Origin of the sequence: Nocardia sp. NPDC047654 (assembly GCF_043205035.1) — a bacterium.
Classification (GTDB): Bacteria; Actinomycetota; Actinomycetes; order Mycobacteriales; family Mycobacteriaceae; genus Nocardia.
In genome coordinates this window covers 134,285-161,222 of the sequence record NZ_JBIDDF010000009.1, presented here as the reverse complement: position 1 = coordinate 161,222, position 26,938 = coordinate 134,285, and the positions used below count along the sequence as shown (strand labels likewise).

The window sequence follows — 26,938 nt, the reverse complement described above, 5'->3', positions numbered from 1 at the left end:
TTCGCCGAAGGCGCGACCGTGCCGTACTCCTTCACCGCGGCCTGGCATGCGCTGTTCGACCTCGGCGAGCTGCGCGCGGGGGACCGTGTACTCGTCAACGCCTCCGCCGACGGCATCGGCATGGCCGCGGTCCAGCTGGCCGCGCACGTCGGCGCGCAGGTGCTCGCGACCGCCGCGCTGTGTCGCTGGGCTGAGAGCGCGGGTCTGCCGGTCACGCGGATCGAAACCTGGCGCCGCGACGAGGTGGGTGAACGCGTTCGGGCGGCGACCGCGGGGCGCGGAGTGGATGTCGTCGTCGACAACTTGGGGGACGGCTTCGCCGCGCACGCCCACGAGATCCTGTGCGCGGGAGGTCGATTCGTCGAGGTCATCGATTCGGTGCAGACCGGCACGGTCCACCCGCGCGACGATGCCGACCATCGGCCGTTCGATCCGGCCGCTGTCGGCCCGCGGCGGCTCGGCGCGATTCTGCGCGGCGTGATGGACCTGTTCGACCAGCGTGCACTGACTGCGCTGCCGCACGCGGTGCACGGTATCGACCGTGCCGCCGAGGCGTTTCGCGCCATGTCGCAACGAAATCATCCGGGTCGCGTCGTCCTGCTCGGCAGGGATGGCCCCGCCGCGCGCGGGGACCGGTTGCCCGATGGCACCTACCTGGTGACCGGAGGGTTCGGCGGCCTCGGCGCGGCGGCCGCACGGTGGCTGGCCGACCGTGGCGCCCGGCACCTGGTGCTGGTCGGCAGACGCGCACCGGACGCGGCCGGGGAGCGGCTGCTGGAATCGCTGCGCGCCGTCGGAGTCGGTGTGACGGCGCGGCAGGCGGATGTCAGCGAGCGTGCGGCGGTCGCGGCACTGTTGCGCGGCATCGCGGAGTCCGAGTTCCCACCGCTGCGCGGCGTGATCCACTGCGCGGGAGTGCTCGATGACGGTGTGGTGACCGAGCAGACCTGGTCGAGGTTCGAGACCGTGCTCGGGCCCAAGTATCACGCGGCGCGTCACCTCGACGAGCTCACCCGAGACCAGCGATTGGAACTTTTCGTCACCTACTCCTCGGTGGCGGGCCTGCTCGGCACCCCGGGTCAGGCGAACTACGCCGCGGCCAACGCGGCCTTGGACGCGCTGGCCTGGCGGCGGCGGGCCGAGGGACTGCCCGCCCTGAGCGTCGGGTGGGGACCGTTCGCGGATGTGGGTATGGCCGCCGATCGCTCCGATGTCACCGCGCGGCTCGTGCGGCGCGGTCTGCCGCCGCTGTATCAAGACGATGCGGTCGCGGCGCTCGAGCATCTCCTTCGGCACGACAGCACTGCTCCGGGCGTCTTCGAATTCGCGCCGGAACGGTGGTACGCGCACCGGGCGCCGCACGCCGCGATGACAGCGCCGCTGCGAACCCGACCGGAGACCACTCGGCGATCGGAGCCGCCGGAGGCGTCGAACGACATCGCCTCCCTGGAGGCGCTGGTGCAGCGCGTCGCGACGCGCGTACTGGACAGGGCTGGAGAACTCGATCCGGATGTGCCATTGCACGACACCGGGGTCGACTCCCTCACGGGGATGGAGTTGCGCGCCGCGCTCGCCACCGAGGTGGGGATGCCGTTGCCGGCCGGGCTCGTCTTCGACTACCCGACCGTGCGTGACATCGCGCGGTTCCTGCACCGAAAGGGTGCGCTCGCTTCCCCTGGAGGCGAGCACGAAACCGCCGATTACGTGCCTCCGGTCACGCCCACGGCGCACTCTGCGGTTCCGTCCACGCCGCAACCTCCGGTCACGCCCACGACACACTCTCCGGTCGCGCCCACGCCGCAACCTCCGGTCACGCCCACGACACACTCTCCGGTCGCGCCCACGCCGCAACCTCTGGCCACGCCCACGACACACTCCGCGGTCACCTCCACGCACCGACCTCCGGTGCCACGGCCGCGAGAACAGCCGGTGGAGGGGAACATTTCGGCCGAACGGGAGCCCAGAAGCGACCAGCCCACCGACGACCCGATCGTCATCGTCGGCATGAGCTGCCGTTTCCCCGGCGGAGTGCGCACACCGGAAGACTTCTGGGACCTGCTGTGGCATGGACGTGACGCGATCACCGAGGTGCCGCCGCAGCGCTGGGACGTCGACGCCTACTACGACCCCGACCAGGCGGCCCTGGGCACGATGTACACCCGCTGGGGCGGTTTCGTCGACGGCGCCGACGAATTCGATCCCGCGTTCTTCGGTATCGGTGCGGCGGAGGCGCGCGCGATGGACCCGCAGCAACGCCTGCTGCTCGAGACCAGCTGGGAGGCGCTGGAGCGCTCGGGCCGCGCACCCGGCACGCTGGCGGGCAGCCGCACCGGCGTATTCGTCGGACTGTGTTTCAGCGAGTATCCGGCAACACCGACGCGTGCCGCCCAGCCGACCGCGATCGGCGCCTACTCGGTGATCGGTTCGGCGCCGAGCGTGGCGGCCGGGCGCTTGGCCTACGTCCTCGGACTGCAAGGCCCGGCGATGACACTCGATACGGCGTGCTCCTCGTCGCTGGTGGCGCTGCAAGCCGCCTCGGACGGATTGCGCGCGGGCCGTTGCGATCTGGCGCTGGTAGGTGGAGTCAACCTCCAACTTGCACCGGAGACCACCATCGGCTTCTGCCGTCTGGCCTCGCTCTCGCCCGACGGACGGTCGCGCGCGTTCGACGCCGACGCCAACGGCTACGTCCGCGCCGACGGTTGTGGCGTGCTGGTGCTGACCCGGCTGTCGCAGGCCCGCCGCAACGGCGATCGGGTGCTGGCCGTGGTGCGTGGCGTCGCGGTGAATCACGACGGCCGATCCAACGGTCTCACCGCACCCAACGGCCCGGCCCAGCAACGCGTCATCACCGACGCTCTGGAGAGGGCGGGCGTGCGGCCGGGCGCGGTGGACTATGTCGAGACACATGGCACCGGCACCCCGCTCGGTGATCCGATCGAGGCCACCGCGCTGGCCGAGGTGTATGGGGCGGGCCGCACGCAGCCGCTGCTCATCGGGTCGGTCAAGACCAATATCGGCCACGCCGAGGCGGCGGCCGGTGTCGCGGGGGTCATCAAAGCGGTGCTGATGTTGCAGCACCACCGGATACCGCCGAGCCTGCACTTCCACACACCCAATCCGCTGATCGACTGGGCCGCACTGCCGCTGGAAGTCGTGCGCGAAGCGCGGGACTGGCCGCGCACCGGCCACGAACCGGCGATCGGGATCAGCTCCTTCGGGATGAGCGGCACCAACGCGCACGTCGTTCTGGCGCAGGGCGACCCGGCGCAGGCGCCGCGACCGGAATCGCCGGCCCCCGAGGTACTCGTGCTGTCCGCGCGCGACGAAACAGCCCTCACCGACAGCGCCCGGCGTTGGGCCGACGCAATCGACTCGACGGGCGCGTTATTCGCGGATCTGGCCTATACCGCCGCGACCGGCCGCACCCATTTCGAAGAGCGGCTCGCGGTGGTCGCCGAGACCGGCGACGCCGCGGCGCGAGAGCTGCGGAACCGGTCCAACCTGATCCGCGGCCGGGTGGAGCGAACAGCGCGCGCGAAAGTGGCGCTGCTGTTCACCGGGCAGGGATCGCAGTACCCCGGCATGGCACGTGAGTTGTTCGATTCCGAGCCGGTCTTCCGCGACGCCCTGCGGCGCTGCGACACGGTGCTGGGACCGATCGCGGACGGAATCGGGCTTGTCGAAGCCGTATACGGAGATCACGGGCCAGAGTTGCTGCGTAGCACGATGTTCACCCAACCGGTGTTGTTCGCCGTCGAGTGGGCGCTGTGGGAACTGTGGCGGGCATGGGGGATCACTCCGGCGGCGGTGCTCGGGCACAGCGTCGGGGAGTACGTCGCCGCCTGCGCGGCGGGCGCGATGACCATGGAGGACGCCCTGCGCCTGGTCGCCGCGCGGGGGCGGCTGATGCAGCGCCTGCCTGATGGCGGTGGGATGGTGGCCGTCGACGCTCCGGCCGAGCAGGTCTCCCCGCTGGTGGCACGGCATGAACCCGCGGTGTCGATCGCCGGCTACAACGGACCGGCACAGGTGGTGGTCGCCGGACCACGAGCCGCGCTCGATCTGCTGCGGGAGGAGTTCTCGGCGGGCGGTATCCGGACCGCCGAGCTCGCCGTCTCGCATGCCTTCCACTCCGCGGCCATGGATCCGATCCTCGACGACCTCGCCGCGGCGGCCGCAGGCGCGACGATGACCGACCCCGCGATCCCGCTGGTCTCGAACCTCACCGGTGCGCCGCTGCGCGCGGGGGATCTCACGCCGGAGTACTGGGCGCGGCATGCGCGTCAGCCGGTGCGGTTCGCCCAGGGCATACGGGCCATGGCGGAGCTGGGCATCGGCGACTTCCTGGAAATCGGTCCGCAGCCGACGTTGTCCGCGCTCGGCGAGCGAGCGCTGGGCGGCTCGGCACGGTTCGCCGCGTCGCTGCGACGCGGACGCGGTGACCGCGAGACGATGATGACGGCGCTCGGGCAGCTGTATGTGGCGGGCGTGCCGGTGGACTGGGAGCAGGTGCACCGGCCGCGCGATCGGCGGCGTGTGCTCGCCCCGACGTATCCGTTCCAGCGGCAACGTTATTGGATCGACTCTCGACCCGAGGCAGCCGTGTCGACGCCGCCGGATCACTCGGGGCCGAGGCCGGATCTCGCGGTGCGATCCGAACGCGCACTCGCGGAGCGAGACACCGCGCCGGTGCGATTCGCGGGCCGCTCATCACGACCCGACGACGCGCCGCTTCCGGATCCGAACCCCGCTGCCCCTGAGTACTCCAGCGCTCCGGTGCCGACTCCCGCTCGACAGGCAGGCCGTTCCGGGTATCCGAATCCGCGCGGGGCGGCGTCTTTCGATCTGGTGCTCGGGCCGGAGTCTCCGCGCTATCTGGCCGATCACGTCGTCGATCGGGCTGTCGTCGTGCCGGGAGCGTGGTTCGTCGCGACGATCGCCGATGCCGCGCGTGAACTCGTCGCCGGTGACATCGTCGCGATCGAGGACCTCGTCATCGCCCGCGGTCTCACGCTGAGCGGCCCGCAGCCGGTGCGGGTGAACGTCGAGCCGACCGGCGACGGGTGGGCGGTGCAGGTGTCGACCGAAGGTTCCGGCACGCACGCCCGCGCGCACGTCCACAGCGGAACGCGCCGGATTCCGGGCGGTCCCAGCCTGGCGGAGATCCTCGGCGACTGTCCGGAACACCTCGCCGCAGCGAACTTCTACCAACTGCTGGCCCGAGCGGGCCTGCCCTACGGCCCGGCGTTCCGCCGTGTCACCGGCGTGCGCTATGGCCGCGGCGAAGCCCTGGTCACGTTGTCGGATCCCGACATCGAAAGCGGCGCGGGCATGGTGCATCCGGTTCTGCTGGACGCGGCGTTCCAAGCCACCTACGCGGCGATGTCGCCGAGGGCCGAGGAGCAGACGTGGGTGCCGTTCGCGATCGACCGGGCACTCGTCTCGGTCGCGGCGGGCACCGTTCGATTCGGCCATGTGCGCGTCGTCGAGCAGACGCCACAGCTGTGTGTCGCCGATGTTCGACTGCTCGATGAGGAGGGTCGCCCGGTGCTGGTCGCGAACGGATTGCGCGTGATGCCGACACCCACGCCGAACGCGGGCGGGCAGCCGTCCGGTGTGCCGCACGATCGGACCGTCACGGACGCCTACCGCATCGCCTGGCTGGAGACCGGCGCGGCGCTGCCCGCCTCGGCGGCCGGGCGCTGGCTGATCATCGGCGCGCCCGGAGACTTCACCGAGGGACTCGCCGACGCTTTGCGGGCGCGCGGCGCGGAGTGTGTCCTGGCCCGGCCCGGAAATGGTTTCGCGTTCTGTGCCGAAAACGAATTCGAGGTCGACCTGAGCGTCCCCGCGGCGGTGCGTGCGCTGCTCGGCGCGGTGAGCGACCGGCGAACATCGTTGCGCGGGATCGTCTCGGCGGTCGCCCTCTCCGCTGACGATGCCCCGGCGCCGGTCGCCGCGGAACGTCTGGTGGTGGGCGCTGTGCATCTCGTGCAGGCCGCGGCACTGGCCGGAGAGCCCGCGGTGTGGCTGCTCACCCGCCACGGTCAACGGGTCGATCCCACCGATCAGGTGGCTCCCGAGCAGTCCGCGCTGTGGGGCTTCGCCCGCAGTGCGCAGCTCGAGCACCGCGAAATCGGCTGTCGCATTGTCGATGTCGACCAGCTGGGCGACATCCGCTCGGTGGTCGACGCGCTCGTCACGCCGCAGGCGCCGCGCCAGCTCGCGCTGCGCCGGGGACGTCGGCGTGTGCCGCGGCTGGTGCCGTTGGAAGTCGCGCCGGGCGAGTCGGCGGTGGCGTCCGCGGCGGGGCGGACGGTGCTGATCACCGGTGGTCTCGGCGGAGTCGGCTTGCGGCTGGCTCGCTGGTTCGTCGACCAGGGTTGGCCGGAGCTGGTGCTCGCGGGGCGGTCGGCACCCGATGCCCGAGCGGAGTCGGTCATCGCGGAGTTGCGGGGGCGGGGGGCGCGGATCGTGGTGCGGTCGCTCGACGTCGCCGATCATGACGCCGTGGCGGCCACGCTGGACTGGATCGACCGCGAGCTGCCGCCACTGGCGGGCGTGGTGCATCTGGCCGGGGTGCTCGATGACGGCGTGGTCGCCGAGCAGACGGCGACACGCGTCGGGCGGGTTCTCGCGCCGAAGACGTTCGGCGCGTGGCACCTGCACGAGTTGACCGCGGGTCGTTCTTTGCGTTTCTTCCTGCTGTTCTCCTCGGCCGCGGCGGTGGTCGGTTTGCCCGGGCAGTCCAGCTACGCCGCCGCCAACGCCTTCCTCGACGGTGTGGCCGAGTCGCGTAGGTCGGCGGGCTCGCCCGCGCTGTCGATCGCGTGGGGTCCGTGGGCGGACACCGGGATGGTCGAGCGACTCGGCAGCGGTGCCGTGCGGCGGCTGGCCCGGCGTGGCTACGGCATGCTGCGCCCTGAACAGGCCTTCGACACGCTCGCCCACCTCCTCGGTTCGGTACTACCGGCGGCGGTCACCGTGCTGCCGCTCGCGCGGCCGGAGGCAAGCGGAGCCGACGTGCCGGACGTGCTGCGGGATTCGGTCGCGCCCACTGTCGCGGATGTCGACAACGTCCCCGCCGCAAGCGATCCGACCGCCGAGATGGAGGGCCTGGTTCGGCGCTGCCTCGGACTGGCGCCCGGTGACGACCTCGATCGCCCGCTGCACGAACTCGGGCTCGATTCGGTCGCGGCCCTCGAGATTCGCGACGAACTGTCCCGCCGCAGCGGTCACCGCCTGCCCGCGACGCTGGCGTTCGAGTACCCCACCCCGCGCGCAGTGGTCGGCCTGCTGGTGCGGCTCGGATCCGCCGCCGAGCCGTTCGTGCCGCCGTCGATCGAGAGCCATGGCGATTCCTCCGATCGACCGGCGGCGCGGACGCCCGCTCCTACGAGGCACAACACGGATGCTCCGATCACACCGAACGGGGACGCTCGACCGCAGACGGCCGACATCGGATTCGCGGCACGCACCGACGAGCCCGCAACCAACGGTGCGTCGGCTCCCGCCGGCCGCTCATTCGCGGACGACCGGCAGCTCACACACCAGCCGCTCGATCAGCGCGTCGCGGCCGACTCGTTCGCGACACCGACCGCAGTCGACGCGGCCCCCGCTTCGGATGCCGGCCGCGACACCGGCGCGGTAGGGGACATCGCGATCGTGGGTGTCAGCGGCCGCTACCCGGGCGCCGACGGACTCGACGCGTATTGGCGGGTGCTGGTCGAGGGACGCGACTGCGTCACCGAGATCCCGCCGCACCGCTGGGACCACACCCGCTATTTCGTTCCCGACCGGCACAACCCGTTCACCTCCTACACCAAGTGGGGCGGATTCCTCGACGACGTCGACTGTTTCGATCCGCTGTTCTTCGCCATCTCTCCGCGCGAGGCGGAAATCCTGGACCCGCAAGAGCGGCTGTTCCTGCAAACAGCCTGGGCCGCATTGGAAGACGCCGGGCATTCCCGCGCCGACCTGGCCCGTGGCGGCCTGCGCCCGGAGCAGGCCGGGGTGTTCGTCGGCGTCATGTGGGGGACCTACCAGATGTTCGGGGCCGAGGAGTCGCGGCTCGGGCGCGGCACGCTGCCCGGGTCGACATTCTGGAGCATTCCCAACCGCGTCTCGCACGCCTTGGACTTCCAAGGGCCGAGCATGGCGGTGGACACCGCGTGCTCGTCCTCGCTCACCGCGCTGCACCTGGCCTGCCAGAGCATCCGCACCGGTGAATGCAGGCTGGCGGTGGTCGGCGGCGTCAATCTGTCCTTGCATCCCTACAAGTTCGTCGCGCTCAGCCAAGGGCAGTTCGCCTCCACCGACGGCCGCTGCCGCTCCTTCGGCGCGGGCGGCGACGGGTATGTGGCCAGTGAGGGCGTCGGGGCGATGGTGCTGCGGCCGCTGGCCGACGCCGAAGCCGACGGTGACACCATCTACGGCGTCATCAAGGGCACCGCGATCAATCACGGCGGTCGCGTCAACGGGTTCACGGTGCCCAATCCCGACGTGCAGGCGGCGGTGATCCGCTCGGCGCTGCGCGCCGGTGGGGTCGACCCGGCATCGGTGTCCTACATCGAAGCGCACGGCACCGGCACCGCACTGGGTGATCCGATCGAAATCGCGGGTCTGTCCAAGGTTTTCGGTCGCTCCGGTGTGTCCGAGCTACCGATCGGCTCGGTGAAGTCCAATGTCGGCCACCTCGAGGCGGCGGCCGGTGTCGCGGCCATGACGAAGGTGCTGCTGCAACTGCGTCACCGGACCATCGTGCCGTCGTTGCACGCCACTCCGGCCAACCCGAACATCGACTTCGCGGCGACGCCGTTCCGGATTCCGGCCGAGCCGCTGCCGTGGCCCGGCGGGGATCCGGCGCGCCCGCGCCGGGCGACGGTGAGCTCGTTCGGAGCGGGCGGGGCCAACGCCAACGTGGTGATCGAAGAGTATGTCGACCGCAGGCCGCCGACCCGGTTCAGTGGCGGGCAGGTCGTTCCGGTCTCGGCTCGCGACCAGCAGCGGCTGGCGGAGTATGTCGCCGCGCTGGACCGTTTCCTCGCCGCGCAACAACCGAACCTCGCCGATCTGGCCTACACGATGCAGGTGGGCCGTCAGGCGGGCAGCGCACGCGCCGCGTTCGTCGCCCGCGACATCGACCAGTTGCGCGCCACCGTACGCGCCTGGGTCGACGACGCACCCGGCGCCAGGTCGTGCCGGGATGCGGGGGAGGACTCCCGGATCGCGCGCTGGCTCGACGGCGGTGACATCGATTGGGCCACCGTCCGCGATCCCGGACCTCGCCGTCGCATTCCCGCGCCGACCTATCCGTTCGCCCGGGAGCGATACTGGATTCCGGACGTCGCGCCGGTGCCCGGCTCCGCTTCCGCGCCGAGCCCGCAGACCGTGCCGGGCTCCGATTTCGTCACGAAGCCCACGCCCGGCCGGCAGTCGGCGTCCGAGCCGGACAGCGCATCGCCGCAACCCATGTGGAGTCGACGGTCTGCGCCCGGGTCCGTCACGGTGCCGCAGCCTGCGCAGGAGGGGGGATCCGCGTTCACGCCGGAGTCGCGGCCACGACCCGCATCGGCGCAACAGTCGGTGTCGGGGTCGGTTCCGGTGACGCCTGCGCAGAATGGCGGGTACGCGCCCGCGCCGGGGCTTGGACAGGGCTTGGTGTGGCCTGCCCCGGGTGGGGAGTTCACGCCGGAGTCGATGCCGCAAGCCTCGGCAGGTTCCGGCACCCCGAGACCGCCGATTTCATCGGACCGGATCGCCGCGGAGTCCGTATCGCCGCAATCCTCCTCGTGGTCCACATCCGCCGGCCACCCTGCGGCGATGCGGCAACCCGCATCAGCCGAACGCCGATTGCTGGTTCCGGTATGGCGAGAAGCTCCGCTCCCCAGCGGTGACCTGCGCGCCCGCCGCAGCTTGATCGTGTACGACGCACGCACTGCCCACCCTCTGGTGGAGGCTCTCGTCGCCGCGGCGGGCGATCGGGGCCGTCTGGTGCGGCTGTCGGACCTGCCGGGCGACCTGAATCGCGACGACTTCGCCGCGGGCGCGGCTCTCGGCCGGGCGCTCGCGGCGCGCTACCCCGATACCGACTGCGTGCTCGACGTGTGCGATCTCGCTCCCGCGGCGGCAGGTAGGCCCACGGGTGACCTCGGCCGGATGGGGCTGTATCAGGGTGTGCTCGAGGCGCGCGCCGGTTCGCTCGCGCTGGTGCACATCGGCGGCGGCCACGTCGGTGCCGACGGCCCGGAAGCCGCGCCGCTGGGCGGTCTGGTCGCCGCGCTCGCCGCGGAAATCCGTGACGTGCGCACACGCAGCGTCCATGTGGTCGCCCAGCGAGAGGCGGTGTGCGCCGATCCCGCGCGATTGCTGGCCATCCTGGGTGCGGAGTGCGCCGCCACCGAGGACAGCCGCCCCCGGGTGCGGTATCGCGACGGAATCCGTGAAGCCGTCGAACTGGCGGACGCGTCCGCACGTGAGGGTCTCGTCGTCGATCCCGCCCGCACCTACGTGGTGACCGGCGGGACGCGCGGACTCGGCGCGGAGTTCGCGGCGGCGCTGGTCGAGCGTGGGGCGCGCCGCTTGGCCGTGCTCGGCCGGGATCCGCTGCCGCCGGAACCGGAATGGGACCGCGTGGCCGCCGGATCCGGGCCGGTGGCGGAGAAGGTGCGGCGGTTGGTCGCGTTGCGTGATCGCGGCGTCGCGGTGCGGACCTACTTCGGCAGCCTCACCGACGAGACGGCGCTGTCGGGGTTCTTCGACCGGGTGCGGCGCGAGCTGGGTCCCATCGGTGGCGTGCTGCACTGCGCGGGAAGCGTTTCCGGCGAGAGTCCGGCGTTCGTGCGCAAGACCGGCCCCGCCATCGCGACCGTGCTCGAACCCAAGCTGGCGGGTACGGCGGTCCTCGCCGACGCGCTCGCCGCCGACCGTCCGGACTTCTTCGTGTTGTTCTCGTCGGTGTCGGCCGTGCTGCCCGGCTTGGCGGTGGGTCTGTCGGATTACGCGATGGCCAACGCGCATTTGGACCGCTTCGCCGAAGCCCAGCACGCGCTGGGACGGCCCTATTTCCGGTCGGTCGAGTGGCCGTCGTTCCGCGGCACCGGGTTCGGTGAGGTGACCAGCGCGGCCTATCGGGCCACCGGCCTTCCGGCGCTGAGCGCAGCGGAGGGGTTCGAACTGCTCGACGCGGTGCTCGGACTGCCTGCGCCGGTCGTATTGCCGTATCACGGTGCGGCAGCCAGTCTTTCGACACGCGCCGGTCGGCCCGCGCCGGAAACGGTGGCCGCACCGGCTGCGCGGCCCGCGGCCGCGACCGGGTCCGAGGAGGCGTATCAGGAGCTGCTGCGGATCTTCTCCGACGAGTTGAAGCTGGCGCCGGCCCGTTTCGAGGGCGACAAACGGTTCGAGGAGTACGGTGCGGACTCGGTGCTGATCGCCTCGGCGGTGCGCCGGATCGAGCAGGTCGTCGGTCAGCCCTTCGACCCGGCGCTGGTGCTGGAATTCCCGACGCTCGACGAGCTGGCGAGTCTGTTGACCTCGCAGTATCCGGAACGCTTCGCGCCCGCACCGCCACCGGATTCGCCTGCCGACCCGCAGCGTGCGTCCAGTGCCCCACCGCAGACAGGGCAGCGCGGAAAGTCCCGCCCCACCGCGGCCACCTGGGCGGCCGACGCACGCCGCGGCCGGGCAGCCGAGCCGATCGCCGTGATCGGCATCGGCTGCCGGCTGCCCGGCGGGGACACTCCGGAGGCGTTCTGGCGGCTGCTCGCCGCCGGTGCGTCCGGCATCCGCGAGGTCGACCCGGCTCGCTGGGATCCCGCCCGGTTCTACCGCCCGACCGGCGGGCCCGGACTGACCAACAGCAAGTGGGGCGGCTTCGTCGACGGTGTGGATCTGTTCGATCCAGAGTATTTCGCGGTCACCGACGAACTCGCCTGGCAGATGGACCCGTTGCAGCGGCTACTGCTCGAGACCTCGGTGCTGGCCACCACCGATGCCGGATACCGGCGTGACGAACTGGCGGGCAAGCGGGTCGGCGTCTACGCGGGCAGCCGAGCGGCGAACTACTTCAACCGGATTCCGGTACCCGACCGACACACCGTGATCGGCATCGGGCAGAACTTCATCGCCGCGCGCGTCTCCGACTTCTTCGACTGGCACGCGGGCAACGTGGTGCTCGACAGCGCGTGCTCGTCGTCGCTGTTGTCGGTGCATCTGGCCTGCCAGGCGCTGCGGTCGGGCGAGGTCGACGCGGCGCTGGCCGGTGGTGTGGAGGTGTTGCTCGACGAGATGCCGTTCGTCACCCTGTCGGCGGCGGGGGTGCTCTCGCCGCACGGGCGGTGTGCGACGTTCTCCGAGGACGCCGACGGTTTCGTGCCGGGCGAAGGTGCGGCGCTGCTGCTGCTCAAACGGCTCGACGACGCCCTCGCCGACGGCGATCGGGTCTACGCGGTGCTGCGCGGCTCGGCGATCGGCAACGACGGGCACACCATGGGCATCACCACCCCGAATATGCGCGCGCAGATCGAGGTGGTCACCGCGGCGCTCGAGGCGGCGGGCATGTCGCCGGACGCGCTGTCGTATCTCGAGGCGCACGGCACCGGCACCATGATCGGCGACCCCATCGAACTGAAGGGATTGGCGACCGTGCTGGGCGACCGCTCGCGGGGCCCGGAGCCGTGCGCGGTCGGCAGCGTGAAAACCAATATCGGCCATCTGCTGTCCGCGGCCGGCATCGCCGGGGCGGTCAAGACGATCCTCGCCGTGCACCACGCGGCGCTGCCCCCGTCGCTGCACTGCGACAACCTCAATCCGCGTTTCAAGTTCACCGGTTCGCCGCTGCAGGTCAACCGGGAACTGCGCCCGTGGCGGCCCGCCGACGGCAGGCCCCGCGCGGCGGGCGTCAGCTCGTTCGGCTTCGGCGGCACCAATGCCCACCTCGTCATCGAACAGGCGCCCGACGGGCACCGGCCGACGCGCCACCCCCTGGATCCACCCGCCTTCCGCAAGAGGAGCTTCATGCTGCCGAAAACGGTTCCCAGCACATCGACGGAGCCCGCGTCGCGGATCGTGGTCCCGCTGACGCCGAGCGCACCCGCGCCGTCGTTCCTGCGGGTGGAGCCGCTGCGATGAGCGGGATCGACCTGGACAGCTTCGCCACCACCCTGCGAGCCGAGGACCCGGTGGTGCGTGACCACCGGGTGCACGGTGTCCGCATCCTGCCGGGCGTGGTGTATCTCGACATGATCCTGCGTGCGGCGATGGCCGCGGGTTACCGGCCCGGCGACCTGACGATCCGGGAGGCGTTGTTCCAGCGTCCGGTGGCCCTCGGTGACGACGGCGCGGTACGCATCGCGTTCCGGGTCGATCGCCCGACCGGCCGCATCGCCATCGACGTGCAACGCTTGGACGCGGCGGGCCTGCCCGCCGGGCCGCGCGAGCCGGTCGCGGAATGTGTCGTGCTGCTCGCCGATTCGGCCGTCGAGCCGCCCGGAATCGACGTCGCCGGGTTCCGGGCGTCGGCGCAGGCGCGCGGTATGGCCGAGATGTACGCCCAGAGCGGCAGCCGGGGTATCGAGCATCGCGACTTCATGCGCGCCACAGGATATTTCGACCGCCGCGACGACCTGGTCACCGCGGCACTCGGTCTCGGCCCCGAGGCGGCCGCGCATCTGCCCGGATTCCTGCTGCATCCCACGTTCCTGGATGCCTCCACGATCGTGCCGTTCATCGATCCGCATCGCCTCGGCGTGGACGACGACAGCGCGTTCATCCCGATCTACTTCGGAGACGTGCGCGCTTGGCGGGCCACTTCCGAGGAGGTCTTCGTGCGGGCCACCGTCCGTGGCGGCGGGCACCGCGGAGACCTGCTCGAAGCCGAGGTAGCCGTCTACGACCGGGACGGATCGCCGGTGGTCGGCTATCGGCTGACATCCAAGCGGGTACGGGGCAGCGCGGACATCCAGCGGTTGCTGACACAGCCGGAGTCGACATCCCCGCCGCGACCAACCGCTTCCACCCGTGTGACCGTTGCCTCCGGTGATCCGCGTGCGGTGATCAGCGCCGACTTGGCTGCTCTCGTCGCGAGCGAACTCGGCGCCGATCCCGCCGGCATCGCGACGGATGTGGGGTTCTATGAGCTCGGCCTGGATTCCGGGCGTCTGCTGCGGTTGACCGCGGAGCTGGAGGCGCGGGTCGGCGAACCGCTCTATCCGACGCTGCTGTTCGAATACCAGACCATCGAGGCGCTCGCCGGACATCTCGCCGACACCGTCGGCACGAATTACCGGCCCCATGACGCGATAGCGCATCCCGCCCCCGGTACTGCCTTCGACGAGCCGGTCGTGACCGCAACAGAATCCGTCGCGGACGTGCGCACCGCCGAGACGCCGACGGAAGCAGTCACAGCCGTCGCCCCCGCCTCGGTTCCCGCAGGGCCGGACGACCTGATCACCTTCGGATTCGACTGGGAACCCGACGCCACCACGCATCCGCGTCGCGCACCGGAGGGGCTGCTCGTCTTCGACACCGCCGAGCACCCTTACCCGCACGACGAGGCCGCCACCGTCATCCGGGTCCGGCCGGGTATCGAATTCGCGTCCGGTGCAGACGCTTTCGTCGTCGACCCGGCGAATTCGCAGCACATGCAGCTGCTGGTCGCACAGCTGACAGCACGGCGGCTGCGCTTCGACGCCGCGTTGTATCTGTGGCCCGAAGCGGCCACAGATCCGCAGACGTTGATCGAGCGGGTGTACCTGCCGCTGCGCGATTTACTGCGCGCGGCGGCGGGGGTGCCGCAGTCGCCGGTGCGCCGGGTGCTCGCTTTCACGCCTGCTACCCCCGCGGGTGAATCGAGCTGCGCACTTTTGGGCGGCTTGGCGCGCACGCTGCGGCTCGAGCAGCCGCAACCGCTTCTGCGTGCCGTGCAGCGCGACCCCGCCCAGGCGATCGGCGACCTCGTGGCCGCCGAGCTGGGCATCGATGAACGCGATCCCGACACCGAGATCCGCTACCACGGCGGACGACGCCAGGTCCGCCGGGCCCGCCTGCTCACCGATTCCATGGCGAGTTCAGGCGACGCGGTGCTGCGCCCGGGATCGGTGGTCGTCGTCACCGGAGGCTTCGGTGGAATCGGGCAGCAGCTGTCTCGCCGCCTCGCCGGCGAGTACGGCGCCCGCCTGGTCCTGGTGTCGCGCCGTCCGCTCGACGCGGCGGCCGCCGAGCTGCTCGCCGAAATCGCCGGCCTCGGCGCGGAAGCCGTTCATGTGCGCGCTGATGTGTCGGTGGCCGCGGACGCCGAACGCGTCGCGGCGATAGCCCATGCCACCTTCGGGCCGGTCGATGTGCTCTACCACGGTGCGGGACAGTTGCGCGACGGGCTGCTGTCGAGCACCGGCCGCGACGACGCGCAATCCGTTCTGGCACCGAAGGTCTACGGCGTCGAGCACTTGACGCGGGCACTGCCGGAGACCCGGCTGACCGTGTTGTTCTCCTCGGTCTCTGCGGTGCTGGGCAATCCCGGGCAAGCCGATTACGCGGCGGCCAACCGCTATCTGGACGTCTTCGCCGAACAGCGCGATCGGGCCGGAAGCCGGACGATCAGCGTCGGCTGGCCGCTGTGGGCCGAGGGCGGCATGCGTCCGCCCGCCGAGCAGATCGCCGCGCTGCGGCGGGCCGGTGCCGGATTGCTGCCCACCGCGACCGGAATCGACCTGCTGTTGTCGTGCGCCACGCTCGACCGCGCGCAACTCGCGGCGATTTGGGGCGAGCCCGAAGCACTGCGGGCGCGACTGCGACCGGCAGCCGCGTCCACCGCCGCTGCCGCCGAGCCGGTACCGGGCGACGAGCACCGCGCGCCTGCCGAGGAACCCATCGCGATCGTCGGCATCAGCGGCCGTTATCCGGACGCCGACGATATCGAGGAGTTCTGGCGCAATCTGCGCGACGGGCATGACGCGGTGCGCCCGGTCCCCGCCGAACGCTGGTGGCTCACCGCCGTCGAGGGCACTCCCGGCGCGCCGCCGATGATCGGCGGATTCGTGCGCGATGTGGGCGGTTTCGACCCTCGGTTCTTCCGGATCCCGCCCGTCCAGGCGCCGTTGCTGGACCCGCAGGAGCGTTTGTTCCTGCAGCAGGCGTACGCGGCGCTGGAGCACGCCGGCTACCACCACACCGATCCGGCCGTGCGGGCACGCCGCGTCGGTGTGTTCGTGGGCGCCACCTGGAGCGACTACCGGCTGCTCGGCGTCGCGGCCACCCGCGACGGCGATCCCGTCGCGGTGGCCTCCGTCCCGTCGTCCATCGCCAACCGCACCTCCTACACCCTCGGCCTGCGCGGCCCGAGCCTCACCGTGGACACCGCGTGCTCGGCGTCGCTGACCGCGCTGCATCTGGCGCGGCGCAGTCTGCTGGACGGTGAATGCGACGCGGCGCTCGTGGGCGGGGTGAATCTGCTGCTGCACGAGGACAAATTCCTGCTGCTGAACAGCCTGGGCATGATGTCCGACAGCGGCCGATGCCGGCCATTCTCCGCCGGTGCCGACGGCTATGTCCCCGGCGAGGGCGTCGGCGCGCTATATCTGAAGCCGCTGTCGGCAGCCCGTGCCGACGGCGACACCATCCACGGCTTGATTCTCGGCAGCGCGGTCAACCACGGCGGGCAGACCTCGGGATACAGCGTGCCGCACCCCGGGTCGCAAGCCGAGGTGATCGGCGAGGCCCTGCGCGCGGCCGGGGTCGACCCCACCGCGATCGACTACCTCGAGGCGCACGGCACCGGGACACCGCTCGGCGATCCGATCGAAATCGCCGGGTTGGCGGCCGTGTTCGGCAGGTCCGGCGGCAGCGGTCGCTCCCGCGCACTCGGGTCCACGAAATCGAACATCGGCCATTTGGAAGCGGCCGCGGGCGTCGCGGGCCTGACGCGCGTGCTGTTGCAGATGCGCCACGGCCGGATCGCGCCGACGCCGCACGCCGCACAGGCTGATCCGGCCATCGCGTTCGACTCGGTGCCGTTCCACCTGCCACGGGAACTGGAGGATTGGCCACGCCGCACCGTCGACGGCGTCGCGGTGGCGCGGCACGCGGGCATCAGCGCGTTCGGCGCGGGCGGCGCCAACGCGCATGTGGTGCTCGCCGAATTCGTCGACGACCGGATCGCCCCGGCCGGGACGGGTGAACCCGAGATCTTCGTGCTCTCGGCGCGCACCCCGGAGCGGCTGCACCGCTACGCCGAGACCATGGCGCGGCACTTCCGCACCCTCGATCCCGCGGACTTCCTCGACGCGTTGCGCACCTTGCAGGTGGGCAGGCCCGCGCTGGCACACCGTCTCGCGGTGGTCGCCTCCTCCCCGGTGGAGGTGGCCGACGCGCTCGACCGGTTCCGCACCGACCGAATCGGTCCGGTGGTCACCGGAACCGTCGACGCACAAACCCAGCCGCTGCTCGCGCCGGTGACCGGCGACCAGGAACTGGCCCGCCGGTGGGTCGCGGGCGCCGACATCGATTGGCGTGGGCGCGGCGGGCCGCGGCGCCGGATTCCGTTGCCCGGCTATCCGTTCGAGCGCACCGACTACTGGATCATCGCCCCGCCACGCTCGAGCTTGGATACCGCGGTGCGGCGATTCGAGGCGGCGTTGCAGCCCACCGGCATCGTGGAGCCCGGTAGAGCCGAACTCGGCCGTTACGCGGCGATGCTGCTGTTCGCCACGCTCGAGGGCATGGGACTCACCGCGGGGGAGTGGACCGCGGAATCCTTGGACGCGCGCCTGGGCGTGCGCCCGGGGTTCGATCGGCTGCGCACCAGCTGCCTGGCCATCCTGCAACGACACGGGCTCGTGCGCCGGCACGACGACCGGTTCGAGGTCCCGGGCCCGCCACCCGGCACCAGCGGGATGCGCGCCGACCTGCTGGCCCGCTTCCCGGAAACCGCGCCATACGTGGCATTGCTGGATGCCTGCCTCGCGGCGTATCCGCGCGTGCTGCGTGGGGAGCTGTCCGCGACGGAGGTCCTGTTCCCCGGCGGCGACCTCGCATTGGTGGGCGCGATCTATCGAGGCAACGCCGCCTACGACTTCACCAACGGCTTGCTCGCCGAATTGGTGTCGGCGCTCGGGCAGCGGACCGGTGACACGCGGCCGCTGCGGATCGTGGAAATCGGTGCGGGGACGGGCGGTTCCACGCACGCGGTGCTCGACGCGCTCACCGCGCGCGCGATCGCGTTCGACTATCACTACACCGACGTCTCGCACAGTTTCCTCACGCACGGACGGCGTACCTTCGGCACGCGCGAGAATCTGCGTTTCGCGGTGCTGGATATCGACGCCGATCCGGTCGCGCAGGGATTCTCCGCGCACGAGGCCGACCTGGTGCTGTGCGCCAACGTTCTGCATGCGACACGGTCGATCGATGCGACCCTGCGCAACATCCGGCGGTTGCTGGCGCCCGGCGGTGTGCTCGCGTTCACCGAGGCGACCACCGACCTCGAGGTGCTCGCGCTGACCTTCGGGCTGCTGGAGGGCTGGCACGGCTACCGCGATCCGGAGGCGCGTATCCCGCACTCCCCGTTGCTGTCCGAGTCGCAGTGGCAGGCCGCGCTGTCCGCGGCGGGATTCTCCGGAGTCCGTTCGTGGGGTCCCGGGCTGTCGGCGGACGAGGAGCCGAGTTTCCGGCTGTTGGCGGCGGTCAGCGCCACCGCGCCCGCCGCTGCGCAGCCCCCTCCCGCTGCCGCCGCGCCGGCCACCACCGCGCAGCCCTCCCTCGCGGTCACCGCCGAACCCGCCGCCCGTGCGCAGCTCCACCCGGGGGCGGCGGCCGGACCGGCTCCCGTCACGCAACGTCACTTCGCGGCCGAGCCGGCTGCCGCCGCTGAACCGGCCGCCGTTCGGCAGGCCGAACCTTCGGTCGCCGCGCAACGGCTCCCCGCGGCGCAGCCCGGCAATGCTGCGGCGCTGGAGGCCGAACTCGTCGCCATCGTCGCCGACGGACTGGGTGTGGCGCGCGGCGAGGTGCGCGCGGACCTGCCGTTGTCGGAGTACGGGGTCGATTCCATTCTGGCGGTGAAGATCATCGACCGGGTCAACGCCCGCTACGGCTCGGCGCTGCGCCCCACGGTGGTGTTCGACCATCCGTCGGTACGGCTGCTCAGCGCTCACCTGGCCGGACAAGGAGCCACGGCGGCGAGCGCATCGGCGGCACAGATGCCCGCCCGGACATCTCCCGTCTCGAACGTGGCGCCGTCGGGCGCCCGAACCGTCGCTGCGCAGGCGGCGCAGTCCAGCGAGAGGTCGGCATCGATGGACGTCGCCATCATCGGCATGTCCGGGCAGTTCCCGGGCGCGGCGAATCTCGAGCAGTTCTGGCGCAATCTCGCCGATGGCCGGGACTCGGTGACCGAGGTTCCCGTCACGCGCTGGCCGATCGCCGACTACTTCCGGGCGGGGCAGGTGACGCCGGGCAAGACCTATTCCAAGTGGGGCGGATTCCTCGACGGTGTCGAGGAGTTCGATCCGGCGTTCTTCGACCTGGTGCCCGCCGAAGCCGACTACATGGACCCGCAGCAGCGGCTGTTCCTGGAGCACAGCTGGCTGGCGCTGGAAGACGCCGCCATCGACCCGAAGTCGTTGCGGCGCACCCGGTGCGGAGTGTTCGCCGGGTCGCCGGGGTCGGACTACGCCAACCTGCTGCGCAACCGTGGAGCGGCCGGTTCCCACCACATGTTCACCGGCAACAGTCCGGCCATCCTGCCCGCCCGGGTGGCCTATCACCTCGATCTCACCGGTCCGTGTCTGGGGCTGGACACCGCCTGCTCCTCGGCGCTGGTCGCGTTGCACCAGGCCTGCCGCAGCCTCGCCGCGGGCGAGTCGGAGCTCGCGCTGGCCGGGGGCGTCGCGGTGTTCGTGACGCCCGAGTACCACCTGCTCGCCTCCTCGATGGGCATGCTGTCGCCGCGTGGCCGGTGCGCGAGCTTCGACGCGGGCGCCGATGGTTTCGTGATCGCCGAGGGCGTCGGCGTGGTGGTGCTCAAACCGCTGGCCGCCGCCGAACGCGACGGTGACCCCATCCACGGGGTGATTCGCGGGATCGGCATCAATCACGACGGCCGCACCAATGGCATCACCGCCCCGAGCGTGCGTTCGCAGACCGAACTGGAACTGGCGGTGTATCGCGACGGCGAGATCGATCCGTCCACCATCGGTTACGTCGAAACACACGGCACCGGAACGCGGTTGGGCGATCCGATCGAGATCGAGGCGCTCACCGCCGCCTTCCGGCGCTACACCGGCGCGGTCGGCGCCGTGGCGGTGGGGTCGGTGAAATCGAACATCGGGCACGCTTCACATGCCGCGGGCATGGCGAGCCTGTTCAAGGTGCTGCTGGCCATGCGCGCCGGACAGCTGCCGCCCTCGCTGCATGTCGATTCGGTGAACCCGCTGCTCGGATTGGACGAGTCGCCGTTCTTCGTCAATACCGAGCTGCGCGCGTGGAACAGCGCACCACGGCGGGCCGCGATCAGTTCCTTCGGTTTCAGCGGCACCAACGCGCACGTGGTGGTGGATGGCGCACCGGAGCCGGTGACGGCCCGCCGTGACATACCGGGCGGCCCGCAGCTGGTGGTGCTCTCGGCCCGCAGCGCGACGAGCCTGGCCCGGATGGCACGGTCGCTGCGCAGGCACCTGGCCGCGCATCCGGAGCTGCCACCCGCGGACATCGCGCGCACGCTGGCATTCGGGCGCGCCGGATTCGAGCATCGGCTCGCCGTGGTCGGAGACTCGGTGGACGCGATCGCGGCGCGGCTGGCCGCTTTCGCCGAGGGCGACCGCGTGGCAGGCGTCTTCACCGGAACCATCGACACCCCGTCCACGGACCGGGCCGGAGCCATCGTGCTGGACGACCCGGTGGCAGCGGCACGGCAATGGGTCGAGGGTGGACATGTCGAACACACGGGCTGGATCGACCCGGCCGCGCGCCGTATTCATCTGCCCGGTTACGAGTTCGACCGAGAAAGGTGCTGGGCGCCGGAGGTGGGTGGTCCGGCGTCGTTCGCGCCCGACACGACGGCACTCGATGACACTTCGGCCCCGCGACAGGCCGCCGCAGGCTCGGCGGTACCGGCGGCCGCACCCCTGGTCGACAGCGGACTCCAGAATGCCGCCCACGACCCAGCGCGGGGATCTGGGGCGTCTGCTGCCGACCAGCAGCCGCATGGACTCGTGACCCCTGCTACCGAGGTCTCGCCGTTGCGACAGGCCGCCGAAACCTACCTCAAAGGTCTACTCGCCCAGTACTGCCGACTCGACCCGCGACGGATCCGCACCCGCGTTCCGTTGCAGGACTACGGCATCGATTCGGTGCTGATCAGCAAGATGAACGACCGGCTGGAATCCGATTTCGGTCCGCTGCCGAGCACCCTGTTCTTCGAATATCAGACCGTCCGCGACCTCGCGGGCTATCTCGCCGACGAGCACTCGCCGCGCGTGGCCGCCCTCACCGCCGACCCCGCTGCCGTGACGCCGTCACCCGTCGTCGCGCCCGGGACAGCGCATACGGTTGCTCCAGAAAGCGTTGCTGCCGGATCCGCCGAGCCGATCCTCGACGATGCGCACGATTGCGAGGACATCGCCGTCATCGGCATGGCGGGCAAGTTCCCGATGGCGGGCACCGTCGAGGAGTTCTGGGCCAATCTGATCGCAGGCCGCGACTGCATCGTCGAGGTCCCGCCGCAACGCTGGGATCACGGCGAATACCTGTCCGTGGACCCTGACGAGCCGGGCACCACCTACGCCCGCTGGGGTGGGTTCCTCGACGACGTGGACAAGTTCGACGCCCGCTTCTTCGGCATCACGCCCAAAGACGCCGAGGAGATGGACCCGCAGCAAAGGTTGTTCCTCGAAACCTCTTGGGCCGCACTGGAGGACGCGGGTTACTCGGCGGAGCGGGTGCGCCGCAGCGCCGCGGCCCGCGGCCTGCCCGATGCCGGGGTCTTCGCCGGCGTGGGCTACGCCGAGTATCAGGCATTCGTCGGTGTGCCGATCTCGGGCTATTTCGCGGTGGCGAACCGGGTCTCCTACCACTTCGGCTTCAACGGCCCGAGTCTCGCGGTCGACACGGCGTGCTCGGCATCGCTGACCGCGCTGCATCTGGCTTGTGCGAGTCTGCGCCGCGGCGAAGCGGCCTACGCGCTGGCCGGCGGGGTGAACGTGTCGATCCACCCCGGCAAGTACCTGCTGCTCGGCTACGGCCGCTGGGCCTCCACCGACGGCCGCTGCCGGTCGTTCGGCGCGGGCGGTGACGGCTACGTGCCGGGCGAGGGTGTGGTCACTCTCGTGCTCAAACCGTTGCGGCACGCGCGCGCCGACGGTGACCGTGTCTACGGCGTGATCCGCGGCAGCACCCTCAACCACGGCGGGCGCACCAACGGGTTCACCGTGCCCAACCCGGTCGCTCAGGCCGACCTCATCGGCCGGGCCCTCGACGCGGCGCGCGTCGACGCGGGCGACATCGGCTACGTGGAAGCCCACGGCACCGGCACCGCGCTGGGTGATCCCATCGAGATCGCGGCGCTGACGAAGGCCTATCGCCGCTCGACGTCCGCGAGTGGCTATTGCGGCATCGGCTCGGCGAAATCCAGTGTGGGGCATCTGGAAGCGGCGGCGGGCGCGGCGGGCGTGGTGAAGGCGCTGTTGCAGCTGCGTCACGACACCATCGCGCCGAATCTGCACAGCGACCCGCCGAACCCGGGAATCGACTTCGCCGCGACCCCGTTCCGCGTCATCGACCGGCCCACGCCATGGCCGCGGCCCGCCGACGGCAAGCCCCGCGTCACCGCTGTCAGCTCGTTCGGTGCGGGGGGCTCGAACGCCCATGTGATCCTCACCGACGCCGAGCCCGTCGCGCCGACTGCCGAAGACGGGCGACCGAGGATCGTGGTGTTGTCCGCGCGCGACGCCGACCGGCTCGCGGAACTGGCCGCCCGCACCGCCGACCGGCTGCGCGAGCATCCGCTTCCGCTGCCCGACGTGGCGTGGACGCTGGCCGTGGGCAGGACCACATTCGAGCATCGCCTCGCGGTGGTCGCCACCTCCACGGCCGAACTCGTGGAATTGCTCGACAGCACAGCCGATTCGAGCGCACCGGCACCGGCCGAAGGCCTCCTGGTCTTCCGCGGGGTGGCCCGCACCCACCGCGACCTCGACGAGTTGCCCGGCGAGTCGGACGCCGAGCGCGCCGAGGTGGGCGCACTGCTGCGCTCCGGCAATCTGCCGCGGGTCGCCGAGTTGTGGGCCGGCGGGTGGACCGTGGACTGGGAACAGGGTTACGGGCGGCCGTTCGGCCGGATCGTGAGCCTGCCCGGTTATCCGTTCGCGCGGCGCAGGTACTGGATCGTGCCCGAGGACTACCAGCGGCGATCCCACCCGGCGCCGCAGGTGGTCGCGAAGACGGTGGTCGCGCGGGAAACCGAGCCGCCACCGGCGGATCGGCGCAACGGACACTCCACGAACGGCGCAGCGCACCGAGACATACCGGTGCCCGCCGAACCGGTGCAGACACCCCTCGAATCGGTCGCCACCGAGCCGTCCGGCGACGAATTCGACAGCGCGTTGCGCGATCGGCTCGCCGAGCACATCCGCGACATCTTCGCCGATCTGACCAAGACCGATCCGGCCGATCTCGACCTCGACGCGGATTTCACCGACTTCGGGTTCGACTCGGTGGCCACCGTCCGGATGCTCAACCGGCTGATGAAGCACTACGACGTCAAGATCCCGGCGGAATCGACCGAGCTGTATCCGACCATCGCGTCGCTGTCGCACCATCTGGTGGCCGAGGGCATCATCACCGGCGCGGCGCAAGACGCCCCGCGCCCCACCGCCGTCAGCGCGGCCACCGCGACCCAGCAGGACATTCCCGCGGTGACCATGGACGCCCCGATCCCGGTGCGATCGGTCTTCATCACCGGCGTGACCGGTGTGCTGGGCGGCAAGCTGCTGCACGATCTGCTCACGCGCACCGACGTGCGGGTGACCTGCCTGGTCCGCGGCAAGACCGTGGCCGTGGCCGAGCAGCGGATCAAGCACTTCCTGGCTACCTACGACCCCGACGCGACCCTCGAGCGGGCATTCGCCGAACGCGTCACCACCGTGCTCGGCGACGTCTCCAGCGAACGGCTCGGCCTGGACGAGGACACCTGGCGCCGGCTCGCCGACGAGGTGGACCTGACCATCCACGCCGCGGGCCGCACCACCCTGGTCACCTTCTACGACGCGCTGGCCCCGATCAACGTCGAAGGCACCCGCCGCGCGGTGGACTTCGCGCTGCGCTCACGCGGCAAATACCTGATGTACGTGTCGAGCTTCAGCGCGCTGGGTGATCGGCTCAACTTCAACAACCCGCCGTTCACCGAGCGCGACCTCGAACTGGGCCAAGGCTACGACCATCTGCCCTACCAGCAGACGAAGTACGAGTCCGAGAAGCTGATCCGGGCGGCGAGCGAGCGCGGACTGCTGTGGGACATCGTGCGCCCCGGCAACATCATGGGCGACAGCCGCACCGGCCGGTACCCGTTCTCCGAGGTCAGCGTCAAAGGCGCGTACTACGACATCCTCAAGACGATGATCGAGACCGGCGAGACGATGCTGACGCCGGTGCACTGGGACATCACCCCGGTCGATTACGTCAGCGCCGCGATCGTGCACATCGCCCTGCACCGCCCCACCTACCGGGAGACCTACCACCTGACCAACCCCGATATCCGGCGCTACTACGACGTGGTCCGCTATGTCCAGCGCGCCGGCTACGAAGTGGATCTGGTGCCGCTCGAGGAATTCCATCGCCGGGCCACCGACCGGCAGATCTACCGGCTGGGCAGCGACGAGGTCTACGACAGCCAGACCCTGGAGATGTTCAAGTACGGCATCGAGCTGTTCGGCACGATCCACTACGAGGAGAGCTCCTACGCCGACTGCGCCTACACCCGGCGGGTGCTCGGCGCCGCGGGCATCGACTGTCCGCCGACCGAGGATCTGGTGCGGGTGTATCTGGCGCACTGCGCCGAGGTGGGATACATCCCGGCGCCGCGCGGGGCCCAGCCGGCCGCGGAGGTGCTGCGATGAGCGCCGAGTGCACGATCGTCTTCCCCGGCCAGGGCGCCCAGCGCACGGGGATGGGAGCGGACTTCTGCGCCGAATACCCTGTAGCCCGGGAGACTTTCGCCGAAGCGAGCGCCGCGGTGGGCGAGGACCTGCTGCGGATCTGCGTCGAGCGCGATCCGCGCTTGCATCGCACGGAGTACACCCAGCCGTGCGTGCTGACCATGGAGATCGCCGCGTACCGGGTGCTGGTGACCGAATTCGGTTTCCGGCCGGTCGCGTTCGGCGGGCACAGTCTGGGCGAGTATGCCGCGCTGGTCGCGGCGGGCGTGTTCGAACTCGCCGACGGGGTTCGCCTGGTGCGCGCGCGTGGCGCGCTGATGCAGCGCGCCGCGCCGGAGGGGGCGGGCGCGATGGCCGCGCTGATCCTGCCGGATATCGCCGGCTCCGGAGTGGCGGAGCTGGTGGCCGAGGCGGGCGCGGAGGTGGCCAACGACAATTCGACCGATCAGCTCGTGATCAGCGGTGCGCGCGAGGCGGTCGCGGCCGCGCGCGTCGTCCTCGCCGAACGTCATCCGGAGTTGCGTTTCGTCCCGTTGCGGGTGAGCGCGCCGTTCCACTCCCGGTGGATGCGCGGCATCGAGGCCGAGTTCGCCGGACATCTCACCGACTGCGCGCCGCGCATCCGCACCGAGCGTTCGGTCACGGTGACCTCGAACTACACCGGGGAGTTCCACCGGCCCGAAACGCTCGCCGAGCATCTGGCGCGCCAGATCTCCGCTCCGGTGCGCTGGACGGCGAACATGCGCGCGTTGCTGCGCTCGGGCGCCCCCCGCTACGAAGTCGGCCCGTCGGCGCCGCTGTCGAAGTTCTTCGCCACGTTGGGTGCACCGGTGACCCGGATCGCGACGGTGGGTGATCTGCGCGCCCTACCCGGGACAGCGGCCTCGGAGAACACTGCCGCCGACAATCTCCCGGCTTCGACGGCATCCGAACCGGAAAGCTCCACCACCGGAATCACTTCGGCGGCGGAATCTTCGGCCGTCCTTCAGCCGGAACCGGCACTATCGGCCGCCCCCGGACCGGCGCGATCGACCTCGACGGATGGGCTCACCATCCACCGCAAGACAGCGGGCACTCCCAGGCTGCGGTTGTTCTGCTGGCCGTTCGCCGGCGGAAAAGCCGCCACCTACACGCCGTGGCGGCGCGAGCTGCCCGACTGGGTGGAGCTGTGCGTGGTCGAACTGCCCGCCCGGCAGCGCCATCTGGCGCAGACACCCATCCGCCGCTTCACCGACCTCGTTGACGCCGCGTTGGCCCAGGTCCTGCCCCTGACCGATCTCCCGTTCGCCTTCTTCGGTCACAGCCTCGGCGCGCTGACCGCCTACGAGGTGGCCCGCCGCCTGCCCGATCCGATCGCGCCGAGAGCGCTGTTCCTCGGTGGCGCGGTGGCCCCGCACCTGCCCAGGCCGGGCCGCTTGTCGGATCTGCCGGATCACGAGTTCGTCGCCGCGGTCGGTCATTACGGCGGCATCCCGCCCGAGGTGCGCGAGACCCCGGAGGTGATGGCGTTGTTCCTGCCCGCCTTGCGCAGCGATTTCGAGATCTTCGACGACTACCGGTTCACCCCTGCCGCCGCGCCGTCGTGCCCGGCCCACCTGTTCGGTGGCCGGGACGACCGACAGGTGGCGGTCACGCAGTTGGAGGCCTGGCGTGACGTCCTGCCGGGACTGCGCTCCACCGAGCTGTTGCCCGGCGGTCACTTCTTCCTCGTCGAGCAGCGGGCAGCGCTGCTCGGCTCGCTCGCGGACAAGCTCGCCGGTGTCCGCCCCCACGCGGTATCCGCCTGA

3 protein-coding genes (1 of these 3 only partly in view) are annotated in these 26,938 nt (G+C 71.0%); all 3 read left to right on the top strand.

The window, feature by feature from the left end; translation table 11 throughout:
• Tightly spaced (each overlapping or abutting the next), the 3 genes in view from ACGF7Y_RS22810 to ACGF7Y_RS22800 form a layout consistent with a single transcriptional unit that may run on beyond the window.
• Positions 1-13,134 carry the 3' portion of an SDR family NAD(P)-dependent oxidoreductase gene (locus tag ACGF7Y_RS22810; protein ID WP_393236595.1) on the top strand. Its footprint begins 8,571 nt before the window's first position, so only the last 13,134 of its 21,705 coding nucleotides appear in the window; its start codon lies off the left edge, out of view; the stop codon is at positions 13,132-13,134.
• Positions 13,131-25,112 carry a thioester reductase domain-containing protein gene (locus ACGF7Y_RS22805; RefSeq protein WP_393236594.1) on the top strand — a complete coding sequence of 3,994 codons (11,982 nt, stop codon included), beginning with the start codon at positions 13,131-13,133 and terminating at the stop codon, positions 25,110-25,112. The genes ACGF7Y_RS22810 and ACGF7Y_RS22805 overlap by 4 nt, the downstream gene beginning before the upstream one ends.
• Positions 25,109-26,938, top strand: coding sequence for a thioesterase domain-containing protein (locus ACGF7Y_RS22800; protein WP_393236593.1), 1,830 nt, complete (start codon positions 25,109-25,111; stop codon positions 26,936-26,938). Before ACGF7Y_RS22805 ends, ACGF7Y_RS22800 begins: the two co-directional genes overlap by 4 nt.